17 protein-coding genes are annotated in these 22,124 nt (G+C 65.4%); 7 read left to right on the top strand and 10 right to left on the bottom strand.

Annotated elements, in window-relative coordinates; genetic code table 11:
* The first annotated feature begins 18 nt into the window (after nucleotides 1–18).
* From RGQ15_RS14305 to RGQ15_RS14290, 4 genes are all read left to right on the top strand, one after another.
* On the top strand, nucleotides 19–1,668 hold the full coding sequence (locus RGQ15_RS14305; RefSeq protein ID WP_311161128.1) for a GMC family oxidoreductase: 1,650 nt from the start codon (nucleotides 19–21) through the stop codon (nucleotides 1,666–1,668).
* 58 nt (nucleotides 1,669–1,726) lie between these two features.
* Nucleotides 1,727–3,508, top strand: coding sequence for a sulfoacetaldehyde acetyltransferase (gene xsc / locus RGQ15_RS14300; protein WP_311161127.1), 1,782 nt, complete (start codon nucleotides 1,727–1,729; stop codon nucleotides 3,506–3,508).
* Between the two features lie 830 nt (nucleotides 3,509–4,338).
* Complete coding sequence (locus RGQ15_RS14295) at nucleotides 4,339–5,337, top strand: YeiH family protein (RefSeq protein ID WP_311161732.1); 999 nt, start codon at nucleotides 4,339–4,341, stop codon at nucleotides 5,335–5,337.
* A 243-nt stretch (nucleotides 5,338–5,580) separates the two neighbouring features.
* Nucleotides 5,581–6,564, top strand: a complete 984-nt coding sequence (locus tag RGQ15_RS14290) for a phosphate acetyltransferase (protein ID WP_311161126.1) — start codon at nucleotides 5,581–5,583, stop codon at nucleotides 6,562–6,564.
* A 334-nt stretch (nucleotides 6,565–6,898) separates the two neighbouring features.
* On the opposite strand, the gene RGQ15_RS14285 is transcribed toward RGQ15_RS14290, so the two are convergent.
* Nucleotides 6,899–7,951 carry a LacI family DNA-binding transcriptional regulator gene (locus tag RGQ15_RS14285; RefSeq protein ID WP_311161124.1) on the bottom strand — a complete coding sequence of 351 codons (1,053 nt, stop codon included), beginning with the start codon at nucleotides 7,949–7,951 and terminating at the stop codon, nucleotides 6,899–6,901.
* Between the two features lie 166 nt (nucleotides 7,952–8,117).
* On the opposite strand from RGQ15_RS14285, the gene xylF reads away from it, so the two are divergent.
* Genes xylF through RGQ15_RS14270 form a run of 3 tightly spaced genes read left to right on the top strand, consistent with a single transcriptional unit; the run spans nucleotide 8,118 to nucleotide 11,215 of the window.
* Nucleotides 8,118–9,143 carry a D-xylose ABC transporter substrate-binding protein gene (gene xylF, locus RGQ15_RS14280; RefSeq protein WP_311161123.1) on the top strand — a complete coding sequence of 342 codons (1,026 nt, stop codon included), beginning with the start codon at nucleotides 8,118–8,120 and terminating at the stop codon, nucleotides 9,141–9,143.
* Nucleotides 9,144–9,185: 42 nt separating this feature from the next.
* A complete protein-coding gene (locus RGQ15_RS14275) occupies nucleotides 9,186–10,472 on the top strand; it encodes a sugar ABC transporter permease (RefSeq protein ID WP_311161122.1) in 1,287 nt (428 codons plus the stop codon).
* On the top strand, nucleotides 10,469–11,215 hold the full coding sequence (locus RGQ15_RS14270) for an ATP-binding cassette domain-containing protein (RefSeq protein ID WP_311161121.1): 747 nt from the start codon (nucleotides 10,469–10,471) through the stop codon (nucleotides 11,213–11,215). Before RGQ15_RS14275 ends, RGQ15_RS14270 begins: the two co-directional genes overlap by 4 nt.
* Before the next feature lie 76 nt (nucleotides 11,216–11,291).
* Here the strand turns inward: RGQ15_RS14270 and xylA are convergent, their stop codons facing one another.
* The 9 genes from xylA to RGQ15_RS14225 form a co-directional block, all read right to left on the bottom strand.
* Nucleotides 11,292–12,593 (bottom strand): xylose isomerase, encoded by a 1,302-nt coding sequence (xylA, locus tag RGQ15_RS14265; RefSeq protein WP_311161120.1) that lies wholly within the window; start codon nucleotides 12,591–12,593, stop codon nucleotides 11,292–11,294.
* A 10-nt stretch (nucleotides 12,594–12,603) separates the two neighbouring features.
* Nucleotides 12,604–14,043, bottom strand: a complete 1,440-nt coding sequence (gene xylB, locus RGQ15_RS14260) for a xylulokinase (RefSeq protein WP_311161731.1) — start codon at nucleotides 14,041–14,043, stop codon at nucleotides 12,604–12,606.
* A 97-nt stretch (nucleotides 14,044–14,140) separates the two neighbouring features.
* A complete protein-coding gene (locus tag RGQ15_RS14255) occupies nucleotides 14,141–15,142 on the bottom strand; it encodes an ABC transporter ATP-binding protein (RefSeq protein ID WP_311161119.1) in 1,002 nt (333 codons plus the stop codon).
* Nucleotides 15,142–16,827, bottom strand: a complete 1,686-nt coding sequence (locus tag RGQ15_RS14250) for a glycoside hydrolase family 43 protein (RefSeq protein ID WP_311161118.1) — start codon at nucleotides 16,825–16,827, stop codon at nucleotides 15,142–15,144. The genes RGQ15_RS14255 and RGQ15_RS14250 overlap by 1 nt, the downstream gene beginning before the upstream one ends.
* 5 nt (nucleotides 16,828–16,832) lie before the next feature.
* Entirely contained in the window at nucleotides 16,833–17,663 is an 831-nt protein-coding gene (locus RGQ15_RS14245) for a carbohydrate ABC transporter permease (protein WP_311161117.1), read from the bottom strand.
* Entirely contained in the window at nucleotides 17,660–18,598 is a 939-nt protein-coding gene (locus RGQ15_RS14240; protein WP_311161116.1) for a carbohydrate ABC transporter permease, read from the bottom strand. The genes RGQ15_RS14245 and RGQ15_RS14240 overlap by 4 nt, the downstream gene beginning before the upstream one ends.
* A 61-nt stretch (nucleotides 18,599–18,659) precedes the next feature.
* Nucleotides 18,660–19,916: an ABC transporter substrate-binding protein gene (locus RGQ15_RS14235; protein ID WP_311161115.1), complete on the bottom strand. Its 1,257-nt coding sequence runs from the start codon at nucleotides 19,914–19,916 to the stop codon at nucleotides 18,660–18,662.
* A gap of 118 nt (nucleotides 19,917–20,034) precedes the next feature.
* On the bottom strand, nucleotides 20,035–21,063 hold the full coding sequence (locus RGQ15_RS14230) for a LacI family DNA-binding transcriptional regulator (protein ID WP_311161114.1): 1,029 nt from the start codon (nucleotides 21,061–21,063) through the stop codon (nucleotides 20,035–20,037).
* Nucleotides 21,064–21,182: 119 nt separating this feature from the next.
* A complete protein-coding gene (locus RGQ15_RS14225; RefSeq protein ID WP_311161112.1) occupies nucleotides 21,183–22,124 on the bottom strand; it encodes a BKACE family enzyme in 942 nt (313 codons plus the stop codon).

The following is a 22,124-nucleotide window of genomic DNA, read 5'->3' as shown; positions in this document are numbered from 1 at the left end:
GTCCGGGAAGGAGCCCAGATGACCGAACTTGCCGAAATTTCCGATTACTTGGTCGTAGGCGCCGGTTCGGCCGGCTGCGTGGTCGCGAACCGGCTGAGCGCCGATCCCGCCATGCGCGTCACGCTGCTCGAGGCCGGGCGGCGCGACACGAACCCGTGGATCCATATCCCCGTGGGCTATTTCCGCACCATGCACAACCCCGATTTCGACTGGTGCTACAGGACCGAGCCCGATCCCGGACTCGCGGGCCGCGCCATCGACTGGCCGCGCGGCAAGGTGCTCGGCGGATCATCCTCGCTGAACGGGCTGCTTTACGTCCGGGGCCAGCGGCAGGATTATGACCGCTGGGCGCAGATGGGCAATCCCGGCTGGTCCTGGGACGAGATCGGCCCGATCTTCGAGGAACTCGAAACCTTCCAGCGCGGAAGCGGCGACGGACGCGGCCAAAGCGGCCCGCTGCAGGTCTCGGACCCGCGCCTGCATCGCCAGATCTGCGAGTTGTGGATCGAGGCCGCCAAGGCCAAGGGCATCCCCTACAATCCCGACTATAACGGCCCTGTGCAGGACGGTGTCGGCCATTTCCAGCTGACCGTGGACAAGGGGCGGCGCTGCTCCGCCGCCAAGGCCTTCCTTGCCCCGATCCGTGACCGCCAGAACCTGCGTATCGTCACCGAGGCACAGGCGCTGCGCATCGTGATCGAGGAAGGCCGCGCCACCGGCGTCGAGATTTCCCGCCCCGATGGCAGCCGCCAGGTCCTGCGCGCCCGCCGCGAGGTGATCCTGTGCGCCGGCGCCATTGGCTCACCCCAGCTCCTGATGCTGTCCGGTGTGGGCGATGCCGAGGCCCTGGCCGGTCAGGGCATCTGCGTCCGCCACCATTCCCCCGAGGTCGGTCGCAACCTGCAGGATCACCTCCAGGCACGCCTCGTCTTCAAATGCCGCGAGGCCACCCTCAACGACGAAGTCCGCAGCCTGTTCAACAAGGCCAGGATCGGCCTCGAATATGCGCTGTTCCGCAGCGGCCCGATGAGCATGGCGGCCAGCCTCGTCTTCGGCTTCCTGCGCACCCGCCCCGAACTTGCCACCCCCGATATCCAGTTCCACATCCAGCCCTGGTCCGCCGACAGCCCCGGCGAAGGGGTGCATCCCTTCTCGGCCTTCACCCAATCGGTCTGCCAGTTGCGCCCCGAAAGCCGCGGCACGGTCACCTTGCGCACGCCTGATGCCCGCGACGCGCCGCTGATCCGGCCGAACTACCTCTCGACCCAGACCGATTGCGATACGATCGTGGCCGGCATCGGGATTGCACGCGAGATCGCCCGGCTTGAGCCCCTGCGCAGCGCCATCTCGGAAGAGTTCCGCCCCGCCGAGGATGTGCAGGGCTATGACGAGACACTCTCCTGGGCGCGCGAGAACTCGACCACGATCTACCATCCGACCGGGACTTGCCGCATGGGCGCCGATGACCGCGCCGTGGTCGATGCCCGGCTGCGCGTCCGGGGCGTCGAGGGCCTGCGGGTCGCGGATTGCTCGATCATGCCCGAGATCGTCTCGGGCAACACCAACGCCCCCGCCATGGCGATCGGCGCGAAGCTCGCCGCCATGGTGATCGAGGACCGGGTGGCCCCTGCCCTGCAGCCCCGCACCAGCTATGACCGCGTCGCCTGAACGCCGCCTCTCTCACCTTTACCACCCCCGCGACGAACGCGGGTAAGGAGCGACCACTATGAAAATGACCACCGAAGAGGCTTTTGTCAAAGTTCTGCAATTGCACGGGATCGAGCATGCGTTTGGGATCATCGGCTCGGCGATGATGCCGGTTTCGGACCTTTTCCCGAAGGCGGGGATCACGTTCTGGGATTGCGCGCATGAGACGAATGCCGGGCTGATGGCCGACGGGTTCACGCGCTCGACCGGCAAGATGTCGATGGCGATCGCGCAGAACGGGCCGGGCGTCACCGGCTTCGTCACGCCGGTGAAGACCGCCTATTGGAACCACACGCCGCTTTTGCTGATCACGCCGCAGGCCGCGAACAAGACGATCGGCCAGGGCGGCTTCCAGGAGATGGAGCAGATGCGGCTATTCGCCGATTGCGTCTGCTACCAGGAAGAGGTCCGCGACGCTTCGCGCATCCCCGAGGTGCTGAACCGCGTCATCATGCAGGCCTGGCGCAACTCGGCGCCGGCGCAGATGAACATCCCGCGCGACATGTGGACCCAGGTCATCGACGTGGACCTGCCGCAGGTCGTGGCCTTCGAGCGCCCCTCGGGCGGCGAGAAGGCCGTGGCCGAGGCCGCGAAGCTGCTGTCGGAAGCCGAATTCCCGGTCATCCTGTCGGGCGCGGGCGTGGTCCTCTCGGGCGCGATCCCGGATCTCGTGAAGCTGGCCGAGCGGCTGGATGCCCCGGTCTGCTCGAATTACCAGCATAATGACAGCTTCCCCGGCTCGCACCCGCTGGCCATGGGCCCCTTGGGCTATAACGGCTCGAAAGCCGGGATGGAGATCATCCAGAAGGCCGATGTCGTGCTGGCGCTGGGGACGCGTCTGAACCCCTTCTCGACCCTGCCGGGCTACGGCATCGACTATTGGCCCAAGGACGCCAGGATCATCCAGGTCGACATCAATGCCGACCGCATCGGGCTGACGAAGAAGGTCACCGTGGGCATCCAGGGCGACGCGGCCAAGGTCGCGCGCGGCATCCTGGGCCAGCTTTCGGACGTGGCGGGCGATGCCGGCCGCGCTGACCGCAAGGCCTTGGTCGCGCAGACGAAATCCCGCTGGGCGCAGGAGCTTTCGAGCCTCGATCACGAGGATGACGATCCCGGCACCGAATGGAACTCGGGCGCGCGCGACCGCGAAGCCGACCTGATGAGCCCGCGCCAGGCCTGGCGCGCGATCATGCAGGCGGTGCCGAAGGACGCGATCGTTTCCAGCGACATCGGCAACAATTGCGCCATCGGCAATGCCTATCCGAGCTTCGAGGCGGGGCGGAAATACCTTGCGCCGGGCCTCTTCGGCCCCTGCGGCTACGGCTTCCCGGCGATCCTCGGCGCCAAGATCGGCAATCCCGACACGCCGGTGATCGGCTTCGCGGGCGACGGCGCCTTCGGGATTTCCATGAACGAGATGACCGCCTGCGGGCGCGAGGACTGGCCCGCGATCACCATGGTGATCTTCCGCAACTACCAATGGGGCGCGGAAAAGCGCAACACGACCTTGTGGTATGACAACAACTTCGTCGGCACCGAGCTTGACCGCGGCACCACCTATGCCGGGATCGCCCAGGCCTGCGGGGCGCATGGCGTGCAGGTGCGCGGGGCCGAGGAACTGACCCAAGCCCTGCACGAGGCCGTCGAGCGCCAGATGAAGCACCGCGAGACCACCTTCATCGAGGTCGTGCTGAACCAGGAACTGGGCGAGCCCTTCCGCCGCGACGCGATGAAGAAGCCGGTCGTGGTCGCGGGGATCGATCCGGCCGACATGCGGCCCCAGGTCGCCATGGCCTGAGGCAGGAGGCGGTCCCGGGGCCAGTTTCCGGGGCCAGTCTCTGGGGCCAGTTTCCGGGGCCGGTTTCTGGGGCCGGTTCGGGGTCCCATCTTCGGGGCTCCTGTCCGGCCTTCATGTCCGGGCCTTCATGTTTGGCCTTCATGTTCGGCCTTCATGTTCGGGCTCCTGCCTTGGGGCGATCCCCGCAGCCTCTTTCCCGGCGGATGCCCCGGCGGAATGTCCGGGCGGAATGTCTGGGCGGAATGTCCGGGCGGAATGTCCGGGCGGGGGGCTGCAGATCCCCGGAACGGCAGCCGGGACTGGACCCGGCATGACCGCAAGGACGACCCGAACGCTCGCAAGCTGAACCCGAGACTGAACCCCAGATAGACTGGCCCCCAGACTGAACCCGAGACTGAACCCCGAGACTGCCCGCCGCCTGTGTCCACCGCCTGTGTCCACCGCCTGTTTCCACCGCTTGCCCCCGCCGACCGTTTCCGCCGATTGTTGCCGCCCCCATCCGGCCCGGTGGAAGACCACCCGAAGGAGAGACCATGCCCCCCTCCAGCCCGGCCTCGCGCCCCTCGCGCCCCTCGCACCCCTCGTGCCCCTCGTGCCACGACCCCGAGAGCTTGCAGGATGCGCGGCCCGATCCGGGCGGGGCGTCCCCCCCCCGCAATCACTCGGGCAATCATTCGGGCGATCATTCGGGCGATCATTCGGGCGCCCTCGCCGGGGGCCGTCCCGAGGGCCGTCCCGAGGGGGATGCGCCCACCTCCACCTCCTCTGGCGCCTCCTCTGCCCCCTCTGGCGCCCCTTTCGCGGCCCGTTCCGGCCCGCTCGGCCGGCTCCTGGGCGGGCTCGGCCCGGCTCAGGTCTTTCCCGGCCTGGCCGTCTCGGTCCTGGTCGCGGCGACGGCGCAGTTCCTGTCCGAACATTACGGCGCCCCCGCCATGCTGATGGCGCTGCTTCTCGGGCTCGCGCTGAACTTCCTGGCCGATGAGGGCAGCAAGACCGCCCCCGGCATCGGCTTCACCGCCCGCACCGTCCTGCGGCTGGGGGTCGCGCTGCTTGGCGCGCGGATCTCGGCGGGGATGCTCGTCGGGCTGGGCGGGGCCGCGATCGGGCTGGTCATCGCGGGCGTGGTGCTGACCATCCTCTTTGCGCTGCTGGTCACGCGCCTCATCGGCCGCGACTGGCGCTTTGCCCTGCTGACCGGCGGCGCGGTCGCGATCTGCGGCGCCTCGGCCGCCATGGCCATCGCCGCCGTCCTGCCCCGGCACGAGAAATCCGAACGCGATCTCGTCTTCACCGTGCTTTCCGTCACCGTGCTTTCGACCGTGGCCATGGTGCTCTATCCCATGCTCGCCCAGGTCTTCGGCTTTGACGCGCGCGACAGCGGGGTCTTTCTCGGCGGCACGATCCATGACGTGGCCCAGGTCGTCGGCGCCGGCTTCTCGATCGGGCCCGAGGCCGGCGAGACCGCGACGCTGGTCAAGCTGATCCGGGTCTCGATGCTGGCCCCGGTGGTGCTGTGCTTCTCGCTGGTGATCCGCGCGCGCGGCCTTGCCGATCCGGCCTCTGGCAAGCGCCCGCCCCTGCTGCCGGGCTTCGTGCTGGGCTTTCTCGCGCTGGCGGCGGTGAACTCGGCCGGGCTGCTGCCGCCCTGGCTCAGCGAGCTCGCGGGCCTGCTCAGCCGCTGGGCCCTGCTCGTCGCGATCGCCGCCGTCGGCATCAAGACCTCGCTCAGGCGCATGATCGAGGTCGGCCCCGGCGCCATCGCGCTCCTCGTCGCCGAGACCGCCTTCCTCGGCATCTTCGTCGTCGCGGGCCTGCATGCCCTTGGCTGAGGCCCCCTTCTTGGCCCCCTTCTCTGCCCGCGCCGGTGGAGAGGCCGGTGGAGAGGCCGGTGGGCATGCCGGTGTACAGGCCGGTGTACGCCCTGTGTACGCGCGCTGTACGCCGGTCCGACGCGGGTCACAGCCAAAACCCCAGCAATTGCTGGGTCAGGACCCCCTTCCGCCCGGCCCGTTGCCGCCCCACCCCCGTCCCGCAACGCGCGCAGCCGTTGCCACCCCCGGAAAGAGCCCGCCATGAAGCCTCTCGAGCTGATCTATCGCACAGCCCGCGCGCAGCCGCGCCACATCATCCTGCCCGAGGGCCGCGACCCCCGCGTGGCCGAGGCCGCCGCCCGGCTGGTCGCCGAGGGGCTGGCCCGCGTCACCCTGATGGATGGCCCGGACCTGCCCGGCGTGACCGCGCTCAGCGCCGCCGAGGCCCCCGATCTGGTCGAGCTGTCGCGCCATTGGCACGCCCTGCGCGCCGCGCGCGGCATGACCGCCGAACAGGCGCTCGAGGACATGCGCGACCCGATCCGCCAGGCCGCGATGCGGGTCCGGCTGGGCCAGGCCGACGGCACGCTGGGCGGCGCGGTCGCGACCACTGCCGACACCGTCCGCGCCGCGCTGCAGATCATCGGAAAGGCCCCGGATGCGGGCATCGTATCGAGCTTTTTCCTCATGCTTTCATGTGGTTCGACCTCCAGCTTCAAGGGCGGGATGATCTTTGCCGATTGCGGCCTGGTGATCGAACCGAACGCCGCCGAGCTTGCCGCCATTGCGCTTTCCGCCGCGCGCTCCTGCCGCCAGGTCCTGCGCGAAACCCCGCGCGTGGCGCTGCTTTCCTTCTCGACCGCAGGCTCGGCCGAGCATCCGAGCCTTGGCCGCATCCGCGAGGCGCTGCGGCTGATCCGCGAGGCCGATCCCGCGCTCGAGGTCGATGGCGAGCTGCAATTCGACGCCGCCCTCGATGACGCCATCCGCGCGAAAAAGGCCCCGGCAAGCCGGCTCTCCGGCCGGCCCAACGTCTTCATCTTCCCCGACCTCGCCTCGGGAAATATCGGCTACAAGATCGCACAGCGCCTCGGCGGCCTCACCGCCATCGGACCCATCCTGCAAGGCCTCGCAAAGCCCGCAAACGACCTCTCGCGCGGATGCTCGACACAAGACATCGTCAACGCAGCCGCAATAACCGCAATCTGCGCACAAAAACAAAAAACCCCAACCCCCGCAGAATGAAACGTCAGGCCCGTGCCAGAGCCTCCTGAACGCCGGATGCAGAAGCCGCTGCCCGGGACCATTGCACATGCGCGGGGCAGACGCGTCATCGGGATCTTTCCCTCAGACGAAGCCAGCATTCGCCTGTCCGGGGCCTGATGCAGGCTCGAAACCCTCTCCCGCGTCACCGACAATCTTGATGTCAGGCTGTCCTGCGGGGCCAACTGAGCTGGCTCAGGCCTCGATGGAGATCGCCGCGCCCGCACCAGGCCCTGAGACAGGAACCTGGCGTCGGTCAAAATGCCGCGGTTCACCGGGCAGTTCCAAGATGTTCCCGCGTTTCGCCCCTGGGCCGTCATTCCGTGTCGAGCGATGGGTTCGTGGCGCTGGCCGGCAGGTTGTCCTTGACGAAGATGCTGGGGCTGACCTCGGTCGCGGCCACGGGCAGGTGGTCGGCAATCGATCGCATCGCCTGCAGGGCCAGCGCGACTTCCTCCTGCGGCTTCTGGTCGATCACCGCATCGACAAGGTCGGCTTCGAGCGCCGCGCGGGAATGCGGGGTCAGCTCGTGCAGGATCACGAAGGGTCGCGGCCCCGGCATCTGCCTCAGAAGCGCAATCAGCGCCCGGTTCCCCGCCCCGATCGAATAGATGCCGCTGATCGTCTGCCCCGCCGATAGGGCGGCGGCCAGCTTTTCCTGCATGGTCTCGGGCCGGTCCAGGACCTCGAGCGGCGCCAGAAGCCCGATCTCGCGGCCGGGTTCGGCCAGGACATCGCGCGCGCCGATGAGCCGCTCGCGGTGGTCGCGCGAAGCGAGGCTGCCCAGGATCGGCAGTACCAGACCCGGCCCGCGCCCGTGCGCAAGGCGCAGCAGGCGCCCCGCGGTGCACCCGGCCGCGACATTGTCGATCCCGACATAGACCGATCGCGCATCGCTCGCGGCATCCGAGACGAGCGTCACCACCGCGATGCCCAATGCCTCGAGCCGCGCGACTTCGGCGCAAAGCGCCGCCGCGTCGCTGCCGATGATCGCGACACAATCGCAATCGCCCTTGCGAAGGCCCGACAGCTCGGAGGCAAGCGCGGCGGCGTCCAGGGGCGGGACGTCATGGATGGAAATCCTGATCCGTTCTGCGAGGCGCTGCCTTGCCTGGGCCTCGACCGCTTCGCGCAGCACCGAGAAGAAGCCGTGATCGCCCCTGGGCAGATAAAAGCGAAAGGCATAGCTGCGCCGCCGCGACAGGTTCGCGGCATGGATGTCGCGCTGGTAGCACAGGTCCTCGATCGCCTTGCGCACCCGCAGCACCGATTTCTCGGCCACCCCGCCCCTATGGTTCACCACGCGATCGGCCGTGGAATAGCTGACGCCGGCAGCGCGGGCGACGTCGTGCAGCGTCGGGTTACCCATCTCGCGATCTCCTCCTGCGGACGAGGATTCCAACCCCCTTGCCCAAGGTCAATCAGGATTTTGACAGACGTCTCTCTTTTTGTTTTTGACAGCTCGCCGGACCCGGCGCAGTGTTGGAAAAGGTCCGGCGACTCGTCCGGACGGTCGCATCTATTGGGAGGTAACGATGCGCACTGCCCTTTTGACCGCCGTCCTTGCGACGGTGGGTTTTTCGTCTGCGGCCCTGGCCGAGGACATGACCGTCGGCGTATCCTGGTCGAATTTCCAGGAAGAACGCTGGAAGACCGACGAGAAGGCGATCAAGGACGCGCTCGAGGCCGCCGGGGCAACCTATGTCTCGGCCGATGCGCAATCATCGTCCGCCAAGCAGCTCTCGGACATCGAGGCGCTGATCGCGCAGGGCGTGAACGCACTGATCGTGCTGGGTCAGGACACGGCCGCCGTGGTCCCGGCCGTCCAGGCCGCCGCCGACGAAGGCATCCCGGTCGTCGCCTATGACCGGCTGATCGAGGACCCACGCGCCTTCTACCTGACCTTCGACAATGTCGAGGTAGGCCGGATGCAGGCTGCCGAGGTCTTCAAGGCCGCACCCAAGGGCAATTACGTGATGATCAAGGGCTCGCCCACCGATCCCAACGCCGATTTCCTCCGCGGCGGCCAGCAGGAGGTGCTGCAGAAGGCGATCGACGCGGGCGAGATCACGATCGTCGGCGAGGCCTATACCGACGGCTGGCTGCCCGCCAATGCCCAGAAGAACATGGAGCAGATCCTGACCCAGAACGACAACAAGGTCGATGCGGTCGTGGCCTCGAATGACGGCACGGCAGGGGGCGTCGTCGCCGCGCTGACCGCGCAGGGCATGCAGGGCATCCCGGTCTCGGGGCAGGATGCCGACCATGCGGCGCTGAACCGGATCGCGCTTGGCACGCAGACCGTCTCGGTCTGGAAGGATTCGCGCGAACTCGGCAACAACGCCGCCGAGATCGCCTTGGCCCTCGCGGGTGGCAAGGCCTCTGCCGAGATCCCGAACGCCATCAAGTTCACCACGCCCGGCGGCAAGGAAATGGACGCCATCCTGCTGACCCCCGTGCCGATCACCAAGGACAACCTGTCGGTCGTCGTCGATGCCGGCTGGATCACCAAGGACGCGCTGTGCCAAGGGGTCCAGAACGGCCCCGCGCCCTGCAACTGACGGGAAAGAGCGGCGGCGTACCCGCGCCGCCGCCATGACATGATGAGCGACATTTCCCCCGCCACCACGCCCGCCCGCCGCGGCTGGCTCGCGCAGCTGGAGATCGACCTGAGGCTGATGGGCATGCTCGGGGCCTTTGCCCTGGTCTGCCTGTGCTTCTGGGTCGTGACCGATGGCCGCTTCCTGTCGGCGCGCAATATCTTCAACCTGACGATCCAGACGGTCTCGGTCGCGATCATGGCGACGGGCATGGTCTTCGTCATCGTCTGCCGCCATATCGATCTGTCGGTGGGCGCGATCCTGGCGCTGGCCTCGGCAATGATGGGAATGATGCAGGCGCGCTGGCTGCCGGGGGTCCTGGATCTGGGCCATCCGCTGATCGCGCCACTGACCATGGTCACCGGGCTCGCGGTCGGCACCGCGATCGGCGCGTTGAACGGCTGGCTGGTGGGCTACCAGCGAATCCCGGCCTTCATCGTCACCCTGGGCGGGCTGCTGATCTGGCGTTATGTCGGCTGGTATTTGACGGCGGGCCAGACCATCGCACCGCTCGACCAGACCTTCCTGCTATTCGGCGGCGCCGAAGGCACGCTAGGCACCACCGCAAGCTGGATCATAGGGGCGATCGGCTCGGTGGCGGCGCTTTGGGTGCTGTATTCCGGCCGGCGCCGCAAGCAGGCGCATGGCTTCCGCACCCGCCCGCTTTGGGCCGAGGGCGCGGTCATGGCGCTGATCGTTGGCGCCATTCTTGGCTTCGTCGCGATCCTCAATTCCTATGAGCTGCCCGCGGCAAAGCTGAAGCGCATATTCGAGGCCCGCGGCGAGACCATGCCCGAGGGCTACAGCCAGGGTTACGGACTGCCGATTTCGGTGCTCATCCTGATCCTGGTTGCGGTGGCGATGACCGTGATTGCCAGCCGCACCCGCTTTGGCCGCTACATTTTCGCGACCGGCGGCAACCCCGACGCGGCCGAGCTGTCGGGCATCAACACCAGGTTGCTGACGGTCAAGATCTTTGCCCTGATGGGGTTTCTGTGCGGGCTCTCGGCGATCATCGCCCAGGCGAGGCTGCAGTCGCATCCCAATGACATCGGCACGCTGGACGAGCTGCGGGTAATCGCCGCGGCGGTGATCGGGGGCACGGCGCTGTCGGGCGGCATTGGCACCATCCATGGCGCGATCCTGGGCGCGCTGATCATGCAGAGCCTGCAATCGGGCATGGCCATGGTCGGGGCCGACGCGCCCTTGCAGAACATCGTGGTCGGCGTCGTCCTGGTGCTGGCAGTCTGGATCGACATCCAATATCGCAGAAGGCTGGGCATGCGATGACACCGCTTGTGGAAATGCGCGACATCTCGATCGCCTTCGGGGGGATCAAGGCGGTGGACCATGTCTCGGTCGATCTCTATCCCGGCGAGGTCGTGGGGCTCCTGGGCCATAACGGGGCGGGGAAATCGACGCTGATCAAGTGCCTCTCAGGCGCTTATAGACCCGATTCCGGCCAGATCTACATCGACGGCAAGAAGGCCGACATCCAGAACACCCGAGACGCCCGCGCCTATAACATCGAGACGATCTACCAGACCCTCGCGCTGGCCGACAACCTGGACGCCGCCTCGAACCTGTTCCTGGGCCGCGAGCTGGTGACCGCTTCAGGCCTCTTGGATGAAGCCCGGATGGAGGCCGAGACCCGCCGCATCATGGCCCGGCTGAACCCGAATTTCCGCAAGTTCTCCGATCCGGTCATGGCGCTTTCGGGCGGGCAGCGGCAGTCGGTCGCAATTGCGCGGGCGGTCTATTTCAACGCCCGCATCCTGATCATGGACGAGCCGACCGCAGCGCTTGGCCCGCAGGAAACCCAGATGGTCGCCGAGCTGATCCAGGAGCTGAAGCGTCAGGGCATCGGCATCTTCCTGATCGAGCATGACATCCACGCGGTGATGAAGCTCTGCGACCGCGCGGTGGTGATGAAGAATGGCCAGCGGGTCGGCACTGTGCGCGTGGACGAGGTCAGCGACGACGACATTCTCGGCATGATCATCATGGGCAAGAAACCCGCCAAGGCGGCCTGACGCCACCGGGCATTGTGGGCCCCCGCCAATGGCGGAGGCCCGGATTTCCAGTAGGGCCCGTCGCCGGGCCCTTTTATCAGACGTAGCGGTTGACCAGGTTTTCCAGCCGTTCCTGGCGGCCCGAACGCGGCTGCGGGTTGAGGCCTTGCTCGACGACCTGCGCGGCGATTCCGTCAAGCCCGCCTTCCAGCATGGCCTTTGCCTCGGGGCTGTCCCAGCCGGCATAGCGCTCGGCGCGCGCGGCTTCCAGCTTCCCGTCCTCGAGCATCGCGGCGGCGGCCTTGAAGCCCGCGGCGCAGACATCCATGCCGCCGACATGGCCCAGGATCAAGTCCTGCGCGTCCAGCGACTGGCGGCGCAGCTTGGCGTCGAAATTGGTGCCGCCCGTGGTGAAGCCGCCCGCGCGCAGCACCTCGTAATAGGCCAGCGCGGTTTCAGGGACATTGTTCGGGAACTGGTCGGTATCCCAGCCCGACTGGTAGTCGTTGCGGTTCATGTCGATGGAACCGAAGATGCCAAGTTCACGCGCCAGCGCCAGCTCATGCTCGAAGCTGTGGCCAGCGAGAATGGCGTGGCCCTGCTCGATATTGACCTTGACCTCTTTCTCGAGGCCGAAATCCTTGAGGAAGCCGTAGACCGTCGCAACGTCGAAATCATACTGGTGCTTGGTTGGCTCCTGCGGCTTGGGCTCGATCAGGATGGTGCCTTCAAAGCCAATCTTGCGGGCATATTCGACCGCCATCTGCAAGAAACGGCCAGCTTGCTGACGCTCGCGGCCCATGTCGGTGTTCAGAAGCGTCTCGTAGCCTTCGCGGCCCCCCCACAGCACGTAGTTCTCGCCGCCTAGCTGGTGCGTCGCGTCGATGCAGGTCTTCACCGTGGCGGCGGCAAAGGCGAAGACATCCGGGTCGGGGTTGGTCGCAGCGCCGGCCATGTAGCGTCGATGCGAAAAGAGGTTCGCCGTGCCCCAGAGCAGCTTGGTGCCGGTCTGTTCCATCTTCTGGCCCAGATACTCGGTCATTTCCTGCAGATTGCGTGTGTTTTCCGTGAAGCTGTCGCCTTCGGGACGCATATCCGCATCATGGAAGCAGAAATAGGGCGCGCCAAGGATGGTGAACATCTCGAAGGCGACATCGGCCTTGTGCCTGGCGAGGTCCATGCCTTCGCCGAACCAGGGGCGCTGGAAAGTCTGACCGCCGAAGGGGTCGCCGCCTTCCCATGCAAAGCTGTGCCAATAGGCGATCGCAAAGCGCAGATGCTCTTTCAGTGTCTTGCCCAGAACCACCTCATCCGGGTTGTAATGGCGGAAGGCGAATTCGTTGCCGGTCTGCGGACCTTCGTAGCGGATCGGGGCGATGCCCTCGAAGAAGTTCGTCATGTCATGTCCCTCAATGCAGAAGTTTCAGTGTCTGATAGGCGGTTCGATAGCGCGCATGGCCTTCAGCAAAGGCCCCGGTCAGCATCCGGTCCGGCTCGATCACGCGCTCGGTTCGGGGCGGTACGGCGAGTTCCGCGCCCTGCCCCGTCGCGGCCATCATGCCAAGGCGCGCCGCGCCGAAGGCGCCGCCGAAATCGCCCGCAACCGGCAGCTCGATCGGCTGGTCGAGGATGGTCGCGATCAGCTTGACCCAGTAATCCGAGCGCGTGCCGCCGCCGACGCCGATCAGCCGGTCGAAGCGCGTCCCGGTCGAGGCCAGCGCATCGCGGCAATCACGGATCGCATAGCCGACCCCTTCCAGCACTGCGCAGACCATCGCGTCGCGGTCACTGTCATGGCCCAGATGCAGGAACGAGGCCCGAACCTGCGCGTCATTATGCGGCGTCCGCTCGCCGCCAAGATAGGGCAGGAACAGGGTGCGCGACGGGGCTTGCAGATCGCCAAGATCGCGGGTCGCGACCTCGGGCGAAAGGCCCAGAACCTGGGCGAACCAGTTCAGCGCATCGGTCGCGGCAAGGATCACCCCCATCTGGTGCCATCTGTCGGGCAGCGCGTGGCAGAAGCTGTGGACCGCCGCCGCCGCATCCGGGTGGAAACGCTCGGTCGCCGCGAAAAGCACGCCCGAGGTCCCGAGCGACAGGAAGGCCGTCCCTGGCTTCACGACGCCGACGCCCACCGCCGAGGCCGCATTGTCGCCACCTCCGCCCGCGATCACGACCCCCTCGGAAAGACCCCAGCGCGCGGCAAGCTCGGGGCGCAGGTGGCCCGAGACGTCCGAGCCTTCGACCAGACGCGGCATATGGGCGCGCGTCAGCCCGGTCTCGGCCAGAAGCCGCTCGGACCAGTCGCGATCCGCCACCGACAGCCAGCCAGTCCCGGCCGCATCGGACATGTCCGAGACATGCTCGCCGGTCAGCCAGAGACGCAGGTAATCCTTGGGCAGCAGGATCTTTGCGGTCTGGGCAAAGATTTCGGGCTCATTGCGGCGCACCCATTCGACCTTGGGCGCGGTGAAGCCCGGAAAGACGATATTGCCGGTAATCGCGCGAAAGGCCGGATCCGCGTCCAGTTTCGCGGCCTCGGCATGGCTGCGGGTGTCGTTCCAGAGCAGGCAGGGCCGCAGCACCCGATCGCCGGCATCGAGCAGCGTTGCGCCATGCATCTGTCCCGACAGGCCGATCGACATGACCGAGGCCGGGTCGATCTGGCGTAGAAGGGCGCCGATCGCCTGCTCGGTCGCGGCGATCCAGTCGGCCGGCTCCTGCTCGGACCAGCCGTCATGCGGGCGGCTCACGGTAAGGGCCGCTCCGGCCGAGGCGAGAATGTTCTGGTGCTCGTCCATCGCCAGGGCCTTGACCCCGGAGGTGCCCAGATCGAGACCGATCGAGATCATGCCAGTTCCCCTGCGGGCTGGCGTAACATTGCGAGTTTCATGGTTTATCATCCGGCACATTAAGGCGCGCCCGTCGGCCGGGCGCGCCGGAGGTTCAGGCCAGGCGGCGGCCCTTGTCGTCGAAGTAATGCAGGTTGGCGGGCTGGGGGGTCAGGAAGATGTGCTCACCCTTGCCGATGCGGGCGCTGCCGGGCAGGCGGACGGTCATTTCGCCCAGCTTCTCGGCCTCGACATAAGCCATCGTATCGGCGCCCAGCGTTTCGACCACGCGGACCTGCGCCTGCCAGGCTCCCGCCTCGGACGAGACGTCGATATGCTCGGGACGAATTCCGATCTTTTGCGAGTCCGGGCGGCTCGCCGCGTGACCCGGCAGGAAATTCATCTTGGGCGAGCCGATAAAGCCGGCGACGAATTCGGTCGCGGGACGCTCGTAAAGTTCCATCGGGGCGCCGACCTGTTCGATCCGGCCGCCATTCATCACGACGATCTGGTCGGCCAGCGTCATGGCCTCGACCTGGTCATGGGTGACATAAATCATCGTCGCGCCCAACGACTGGTGCAGCTGCGCCAGCTCGATCCGCATCTGCGTGCGCAAGGCGGCGTCGAGGTTCGAGAGCGGCTCGTCGAACAAAAAGACCTTTGGCTGGCGCACGATCGAGCGGCCGATCGCGACGCGCTGGCGCTGGCCCCCGGAAAGCTGGCCCGGCTTGCGATCAAGATAGTTTTCCAAGGACAGGATGCGTGCGGCCTCGGCCACGCGGCGTTCCCGCTCGGCGGCGGGAATCTTGGCGAGGCGCAGGCCGAAATCGATGTTTTGCGCGACCGTCATATGCGGATAAAGCGCATAGGACTGGAACACCATCGAGATGCCGCGGTGCGAGGGCTGGACATGGGTCATGTCCTCGCCGCCGATCCGCAGGGTACCCTCGCTGGGCTGATCCAGGCCCGAGATCATCCGCAGAAGCGTGGACTTGCCGCAGCCCGACGGCCCGACCAGAACGGTGAACGACCCGTCGGGAACCGTCAGGTCGAGGTTGGGAATGACGACATGCCCGCCAAAAGACTTGTTGATCCCGGTAAGTTTGACCTCGGCCATCATGCCGCTCCCGAATTGCTCGGCCCGGAAGGGACGGGCTGGTAGGTGAAGTTGAGGAAATCGGCGTGCTGCCCGCGACCCGACGTGTCATGCGCGCACATGCCGATGAAAGCCCCTGTGAAGTTGTTGCCCGGACCGTTCCCTGCCTCGCAGGAGATTGCGGACTGGTCGAGTTCGACGCCCAGATCGGTCCATTCGCCATTGCCGATGGCATAGCGGAAGCGAAGGACCATACCGTCCACGTCGCAACCCAGCCGGATTGTCCCGGTCGCGGGCAGCGCCACGGGTTCGGCCAGCGGTTGCTCGACGCGCAACATCGGCCAGTCGGCGGGGCAGGACAGCACACGCAGCTCGCGCGCCCCATTATCCGTGGCCGAAACCGCAAGATAGTGGAACTTGAAGCCGTTATACCACGAGATCAGGCCGGCAAATTGCTGGTAGCTCTCGGGCTGGAAGTCGATCTCGGTTTCCGCCGAATAGGCGATGTCGACCTGGCGACGGGCGACCAGGGCATGCTCGAAGGTCGAGCCCGGTGCCGCGCGACCAAAAATCCGCAGCGCGCCGGGGCGAGCGTCGAGCGAGAACAGGCGATCCGGCTCGGGTGTGCGCAGCCATTGGAATTCGACCGGCAGCGGGCCGGGGGCGAAGTCATGGCGCGTGACGATCGGCGCGACCGGGGCATGCGGCAGACCCGGCGCGGGCGCGGCATCGGCAGGCACGCAGCCGCCATGCGCCAGACGCGGGAATTCGCCCTTGTCCCATACCAGTTTCTGAATCGCGGTCTCGCGACCAAGGGGTGAGCGGCGGGCGTCCTCCTCGTGGATGCCGACGACACGCCCCGGAGCAGAACCGCGCGTCGCGTCGAGCGGGCGCGAGCATAGATGGACCATAAAGAATTCGCCATTCTGCGTCTCGACGATATCGGCGTGACCGGCGCGCTGCAGATAGGCCTCGGGCGCGTCCTTCGAGGTCAGGAGATGCTTGGCCGGATCGGTCTCGTAGGGGCCAAACAGGTCTTTCGACCGCGCCATGGTCGCGGCATGTTCGTAGCCGGTGCCGCCCTCGGCGGTCAGCAGCCAGTAATAGCCGTCCTTGCGGTAGATATGCGGCCCTTCGGTGAGCTTGTGGTCGGTGCCGCGGTAGATGTTGCGGATCTCTCCGACCAGGCGCTGCTCGGCCACGGAGTATTCCTGGCAGACGATACCGCCGAACTTGTCCCCGCCCTGTTGGCGGTGGTCCCAGATCATGTTGACGAGCCATTTGCGCCCGTCCTCGTCGTGGAACAGAGACGGATCGAAGCCCGAGGAATTCAGGTAGACCGGCTCGGACCAGGGGCCCTCGATCGTGGGCGCGGTCACTAGGTAGTTGTGGCTGTCCTTCCATGCGCCGTCCCGGCGCTTGGTATCGGTATAGATCAGCCAGAAGAGGCCGTCGGAGAAGCTGAGGCAGGGCGCCCAGACCCCACCGGAATCCGGATTGCCGCGCATGTCAAGTTGCGAGGCGCGGGTCAGCGGACGCGCGGCCAGCTGCCAATTCGCGAGGTCGCGCGAATGGTGGATCTGCACGCCCGGATACCATTCGAAGGTCGAGGTCGCGATGTAGTAGTCATCTCCCACGCGGACGATGGAGGGATCGGGGTTGAAGCCCGGAAGGATGGGGTTCTGGATGTTCTGGATGTCGAGCATGGGGGTCATCCCTTGACGGCGCCACCGGTCAGGCCGGCCACGATGTATTTCTGGGCCGCGAAGAAGAAGGCGATCGCGGGAAGGATGGTGAGGGTCACGAAGGCCAGAGTGCGGTTCCATTCGGTGACGAATTCACCGCGGAACTGCATCAGGCCCAAGGGCCAGGTGAAGGCATCACGCGAGTTCAGCACCACGAGCGGCAGCAGGAAATTGTTCCAGCTTTGCACGAAGACGAAGACGCCCACCGTCGCAAGGATTGGTGTCGAGAGCGGCAGCGTGAAGCGCCAGAAGAAGCGGACATAGCTGCAACCGTCGAGATAGGCGGCCTCGAACAGTTCCTTGGGCAGCTGTTCGAAGAAAGTGCGGAACAAGAGGATCGCCAGCGACAGGCCGAAGGCCGTCTGCGGCAGGATCACCGCCCAATAAGTGTCAAGCAGACCAATGTCGCGCACCTTGATGAACAAGGGCAGGATTGCGGTCGCGAAGGGGAACATCAAGCCCAGCAGCAGGTACGAGAACAGCATCTTTGAGCCGAAGAACTTGATCTGCGCGAAAACATAGGCCGCCGCCGCCCCGACCAGCAGGGTCAGGATCACCGTCGCCACGGAGATCAGCATCGAATTGCCGAGATATCTCCAGAAGCCCGGATCGGTGATGATCGAGGCGTAGAAGGCAGTGTTCCAGCTTTCCGGCAGAGCAAAGGCGTTCATCCGCAGCTCGGCATTGGACTTGAAGCCGCCAAGCGCAGTGGCGAGCATCGGGGCCAGCACGAAGCTCGCCACCAGGCAAAGGAAGGACACCCGCGCGAAATTGCGCCAGAAGTGAGCACGGCTCATGCTTTGGCCCCTTTCATGAAGATGCGCTGGTAGAAGATCGCGACGCCTACGGCGGCGATGAACAACAGTACACCGATAGCGCTGCCGAAGCCGATCTTCATCCGGGTCAGGCCGAAGGTGTAAAGATAGGTCACGATGGTATGGGTCTGGTTCGACGGGCCGCCATTGGTCAGCGGGATGATCACGTCGAAGACCTGCAGCGAGCCGATGATTGCGAAGAATGCGCTGACGATGATGGCCGGCTTGATCTGCGGGATCTGGACGTAACGCACGATCTGGACCTTGTTCGCACCCTCGATCTGGGCGGCCTCGATCATGTCTTCGGGCACGCCCTGCAACGCGGCGATGTAGATCATCATGTGGAAGCCGAAATACTTCCAGATCACCACGGTCAGCACGGCAACAAAGGCCCAGTCACGATCCGCGAGGATGAAGAAATTCTCGATCCCCATAGACTGCGCAAGCGAAGCGGTGACACCGTAATTTCCGTCGAAGACGAAGCTCCAGATCAGGCCGGCAGCCACTTCGGCCAGGATATAGGGCACAAAGAAGATCAGCCGGAACAGCGAGTTGGTTGGCGTCTTGCGATAGATCAGCAGCGCCAGAAAAAGCGCCAATGGCATCTGGATCAAAAGCGAGGCGATCACGATCTTGGCGGTATTTCCAAGCGCGGTGTGAAAGACGCCATGCCCGACCACCTGTTCGAAATTGCGCAGGCCCACGAAGTTCTCGGGCTGGCCGTAGCCGTTCCAGTCGAAGAACGCGTAATAGCCGGACTCCGTCAAAGGCAGGATCACGAACAGGCTGAACAGGATCAGCGCTGGCGGAAGCAGCAGCAGGATTGCCGTAAGCCTGCCTCCCGAACCCTTCTTGCGAAGCGGACGGGATTTCGGGCCGGCAACCGGCGCCAGAGCGGGAATTTCGCTCAGGGACATCGGGGAACTCCGGATGCAGAAAGGGGATGCGCCCGCAGGTTGCGGGCGCGGGTCGCAGGGCTCAGCGGAACTCCCAGGCCTCCTGGACCTGGGCTGCGGCGTCCTCGGGGGCGATGACACCCTGCGCGAGATCGGCAGAAATGTCGTTCACCGTGGCGCCGACCGAGGCGCCCAGATACTGGTCAAGGAAGATCTGGTGATGGGTCGAGCCGGCGATGTCGGCGGCGACGCGCTGGAAGAACGGGTTGGTCAGCGAGGTTTCGGCACCTTTCACGATCGGCACGAAGATGCCTTCGCTGCCGATTTCCTTCTGGTGCTCGAGGTTAAGCATGAAGGTCAGGAATTCGCTGGCCTTGGGATCGGCATCGGCGGTGACCGCCCAGCCGTTCATGCCGCCCAGCGTGGCGCCGGCACCGCCCTCGGTCACCGGTTCGCCGATAGCGGGGAAGGCCATGAAGGCAAGCTGCTCGTCCGGCAGCCCCTTGCCGCTTTGCGAACGCGCGCGCATCGGGCCATAATCCCAGTCGCCCATGAGGTGGAAGGCGGCCTTGCCGTCCGCGAACATGCCGCTGGCGACCTCGTAGGTCGTGGCCATGTAGCCCGGCTGGAACGGTTCGAGCGCTGTCAGCTTCTGGAAATCGGCCCCGGCCTTGACGAAGGCCTCGCCCGAGAAGCCGCCCTCTTCGCCCTGCATCGCCTTGTTGATGGCATCCGCACCGCCTTCGCGCAGCGCAAGGTAGCTCCAATAGAAATGCAGCGGCCACTTGTCCTGCCCGCCGGCCATGATCGGTGTGATGCCGGCATCCTTGATCTTCTGGACCGCCGCCAGGAAATCGTCCCAGGTCTTGATCGTCGTGTAGTCGACGCCGGCCTTCTCGGTCAGCTCGGTGTTGACCCAGAATGCCACTTCGGTCGCATAAAGAGGCAGGCCGCGCAGGGCACCGTCAACGGTATAGGCCGCCAGAGCCGGTTCGGGGAACGTCGCGCGCACCTCGTCCGAAACTGCGCCCGAGATGTCGGCCAGGAAGCCCGCCTTGGTCTGCTCGACCAGCGTCTGCCCGCCCCAGCTATAGAACAGGTCCGGCTTGGTCGAGGATTGCAGCAGCGTCGGCAGCTTCGACTTGTAGGCCTCGTTGGCGATATATTCGAAGACGACGTCGACATCCGGATTCTTTTCCTCGAAGGCCTTTTCGACCCGCTCGTAAAAGGCGCCCTCCTTCGCACTCGGCTGGACGCGCAGCACGCGGATCTCAGTCGATGCGGAAGCCATGCTCGCGCTTGCCGCAACCATCAGCGCGATCGGTAGAAATTTGTTCATTTTCCCCCTCCTCAGTTTTTCCGACCGATTTCTTCCCGGCGCACCGGGCCCTCCGAATCGGAATTACTGAGGTACGTACATCAAAAATCTTGCGTTTAAAACCCCTGCCAACCCTGGATCAAGGCAGATTGTCACGCATGAAAATCTCGATCCGAACACGCCCCTCGCCCGGCGCAATCTCCGAACCATCGCAGAAGGCCCGCAGCAACGCGGTCACAGCAGCGACCTCGCGTTCGATATCCTGGTGCAGAATTGCATCAAATTTCCCGTCCTGCAGGGCCAATCGCGATTGTGTGGTCAATTCATGGGCGACCACGCGGGGACGCGTCCCGGCTGGAATGGCCTCCAGGGCCCGCGACAGCCCATGATTGCCACCACCCAGATTATAGACGCCGGTAATATCGGCGTAATTCTGAATAACGTACCTCATTTTTTGCTCGACGAGTTCGGACTGGTCGCGTCCTTCGACAGGCTGCAGCAGTTCGAGTTCGGGGAATTCGCTGGCCATGACCTGTTCGAATCCCAGACGTCGCTCCACATGGTCGCGCACCAGCATCGAGCCCGAGACGATCACGACCTTCCCAGGCCGGGCTCGACAGAAGCGTCCCAGAAGCGCTGCGGCCGTTCGTCCGGCCGAGACATTGTCAATTCCCACGAAATGGCTGCGCGCCGAAAGGGGAAGGTCCGAGACGAGTGTCACGACATGAATGCCGCGCGCCTTCAGACCCGCCACGGCCTCGCGCACTTCCGAAGCCTCCGAGGCCACGACCGCAACGCCATCCGGTTCGGTCCCGGCAATCCCGTTCAAGGCCGTGGCCAGCGCCCTTGTGTCGAAGGGCGGCACCACGGTGACCGAGATCTCGGTCCGGTCGCGCAGGGCGAAGGCGGCATGGCGGCGGACCTCGGCGTCTAGGTTGCGCATGAAGCTGTTCGGCCCATCGGGTAGAACGAAGTGGAAGCGGTAGACGCGCTTCTTGGACAGGTTTGCGGCTGAGATGTCCCGCTCGAATCCCAAGGCCTCGATCGCCGCCTGCACCCGCGTCTGGGTACTTGGGCGGACGCCCTCGCGTCCGTTCAGCACGCGATCGACGGTCGCCAGGCTGACTTTCGCGGTCCTCGCCACATCATGAACGGTCGGACGACGCACGTTTTTTCCTCCCTCGAATGGCACGGGCATAAACAAGCCTTGGCCTCATGCCAAGACAGGTTTGGCGGCTCGTGCGAATTCTGGCAGGATGCCACCTGCCAGAATCCACTGAGGAATGTTCAGTATGTGACGCTCGCCATGCCCTTGAGGCCCAGCATCTCGCGGGCGTCCTGTGGTGTGGCGATGTCCAGCGACAACTCGCCCAGGATACGCGAGATCTTCTGCACTTGCTCGGCGCAGTTGCGGGCCAACTCGCCTCGGGACAGGTAGAGGCTGTCCTCAAGCCCAACGCGGACATTGCCGCCCATGATCGCCCCCATGGTCAGAAGTGACATCTGGTGGCGACCCGCGCCCAGGACCGAAAAGCGATAGTTCTCGCGGCCGAACAGCCGGTCGGCGGTGCTGCGCATGATGGCCAGGTTTTCGGGGTCCGGGCCGAGACCGCCCAGGATGCCGAAGATCGACTGGATGAAGAAGGGCGGCTTGATCAGCCCCTCATCCATGAAATGGGCGAGGTTGTAGAGATGGCCCACATCGTAGCATTCGAATTCGAAGCGCGTGCCACATTCATCACCCAAGACGCTCAGGATATGCTTGATATCCCTGAAGGTGTTGCGGAAGATCAGATCCTCCATCACTTCGATGTAGGGCTTTTCCCACTGGTATTTCCAGTGCTCGATCCGGCGCGCTGCCGGATGGATTGAAAAGTTCATCGACCCCATGTTCAGCGAGCACATCTCGGGCTTGAGCTTCAGCGGATACGCCAGCCGTTCCTCAAGCGTCATTCGGGTGCTGCCGCCGGTGGTGATGTTGATGACGGCATCGGTCTGCTCGCGGATCCGCGGCACGATCAAGTCAAAGATCGCGGGATCTGCGGTCGGGCTACCATCCTCGGGATTGCGGGCGTGCAGGTGCAGGATCGCGGCACCTGCCTTGGCAGCATCGACGGCGTTCTGCACGATCTGGTCGGGGGTCAGCGGCAGGTGGTCCGACATCGAAGGCGTATGCACCGAGCCGGTGACCGCGCAGGTGATGATGACCTTGGAGGGTTTCTTTGCCAT

The sequence above is a fragment of the Paracoccus sp. MBLB3053 genome, from assembly GCF_031822435.1.
GTDB classification, from domain to species: Bacteria; Pseudomonadota; Alphaproteobacteria; order Rhodobacterales; family Rhodobacteraceae; genus Paracoccus; species Paracoccus aurantius.
Note: the sequence above shows the minus strand (reverse complement) of the source record. Positions and strands in the feature narration are given on the sequence as shown.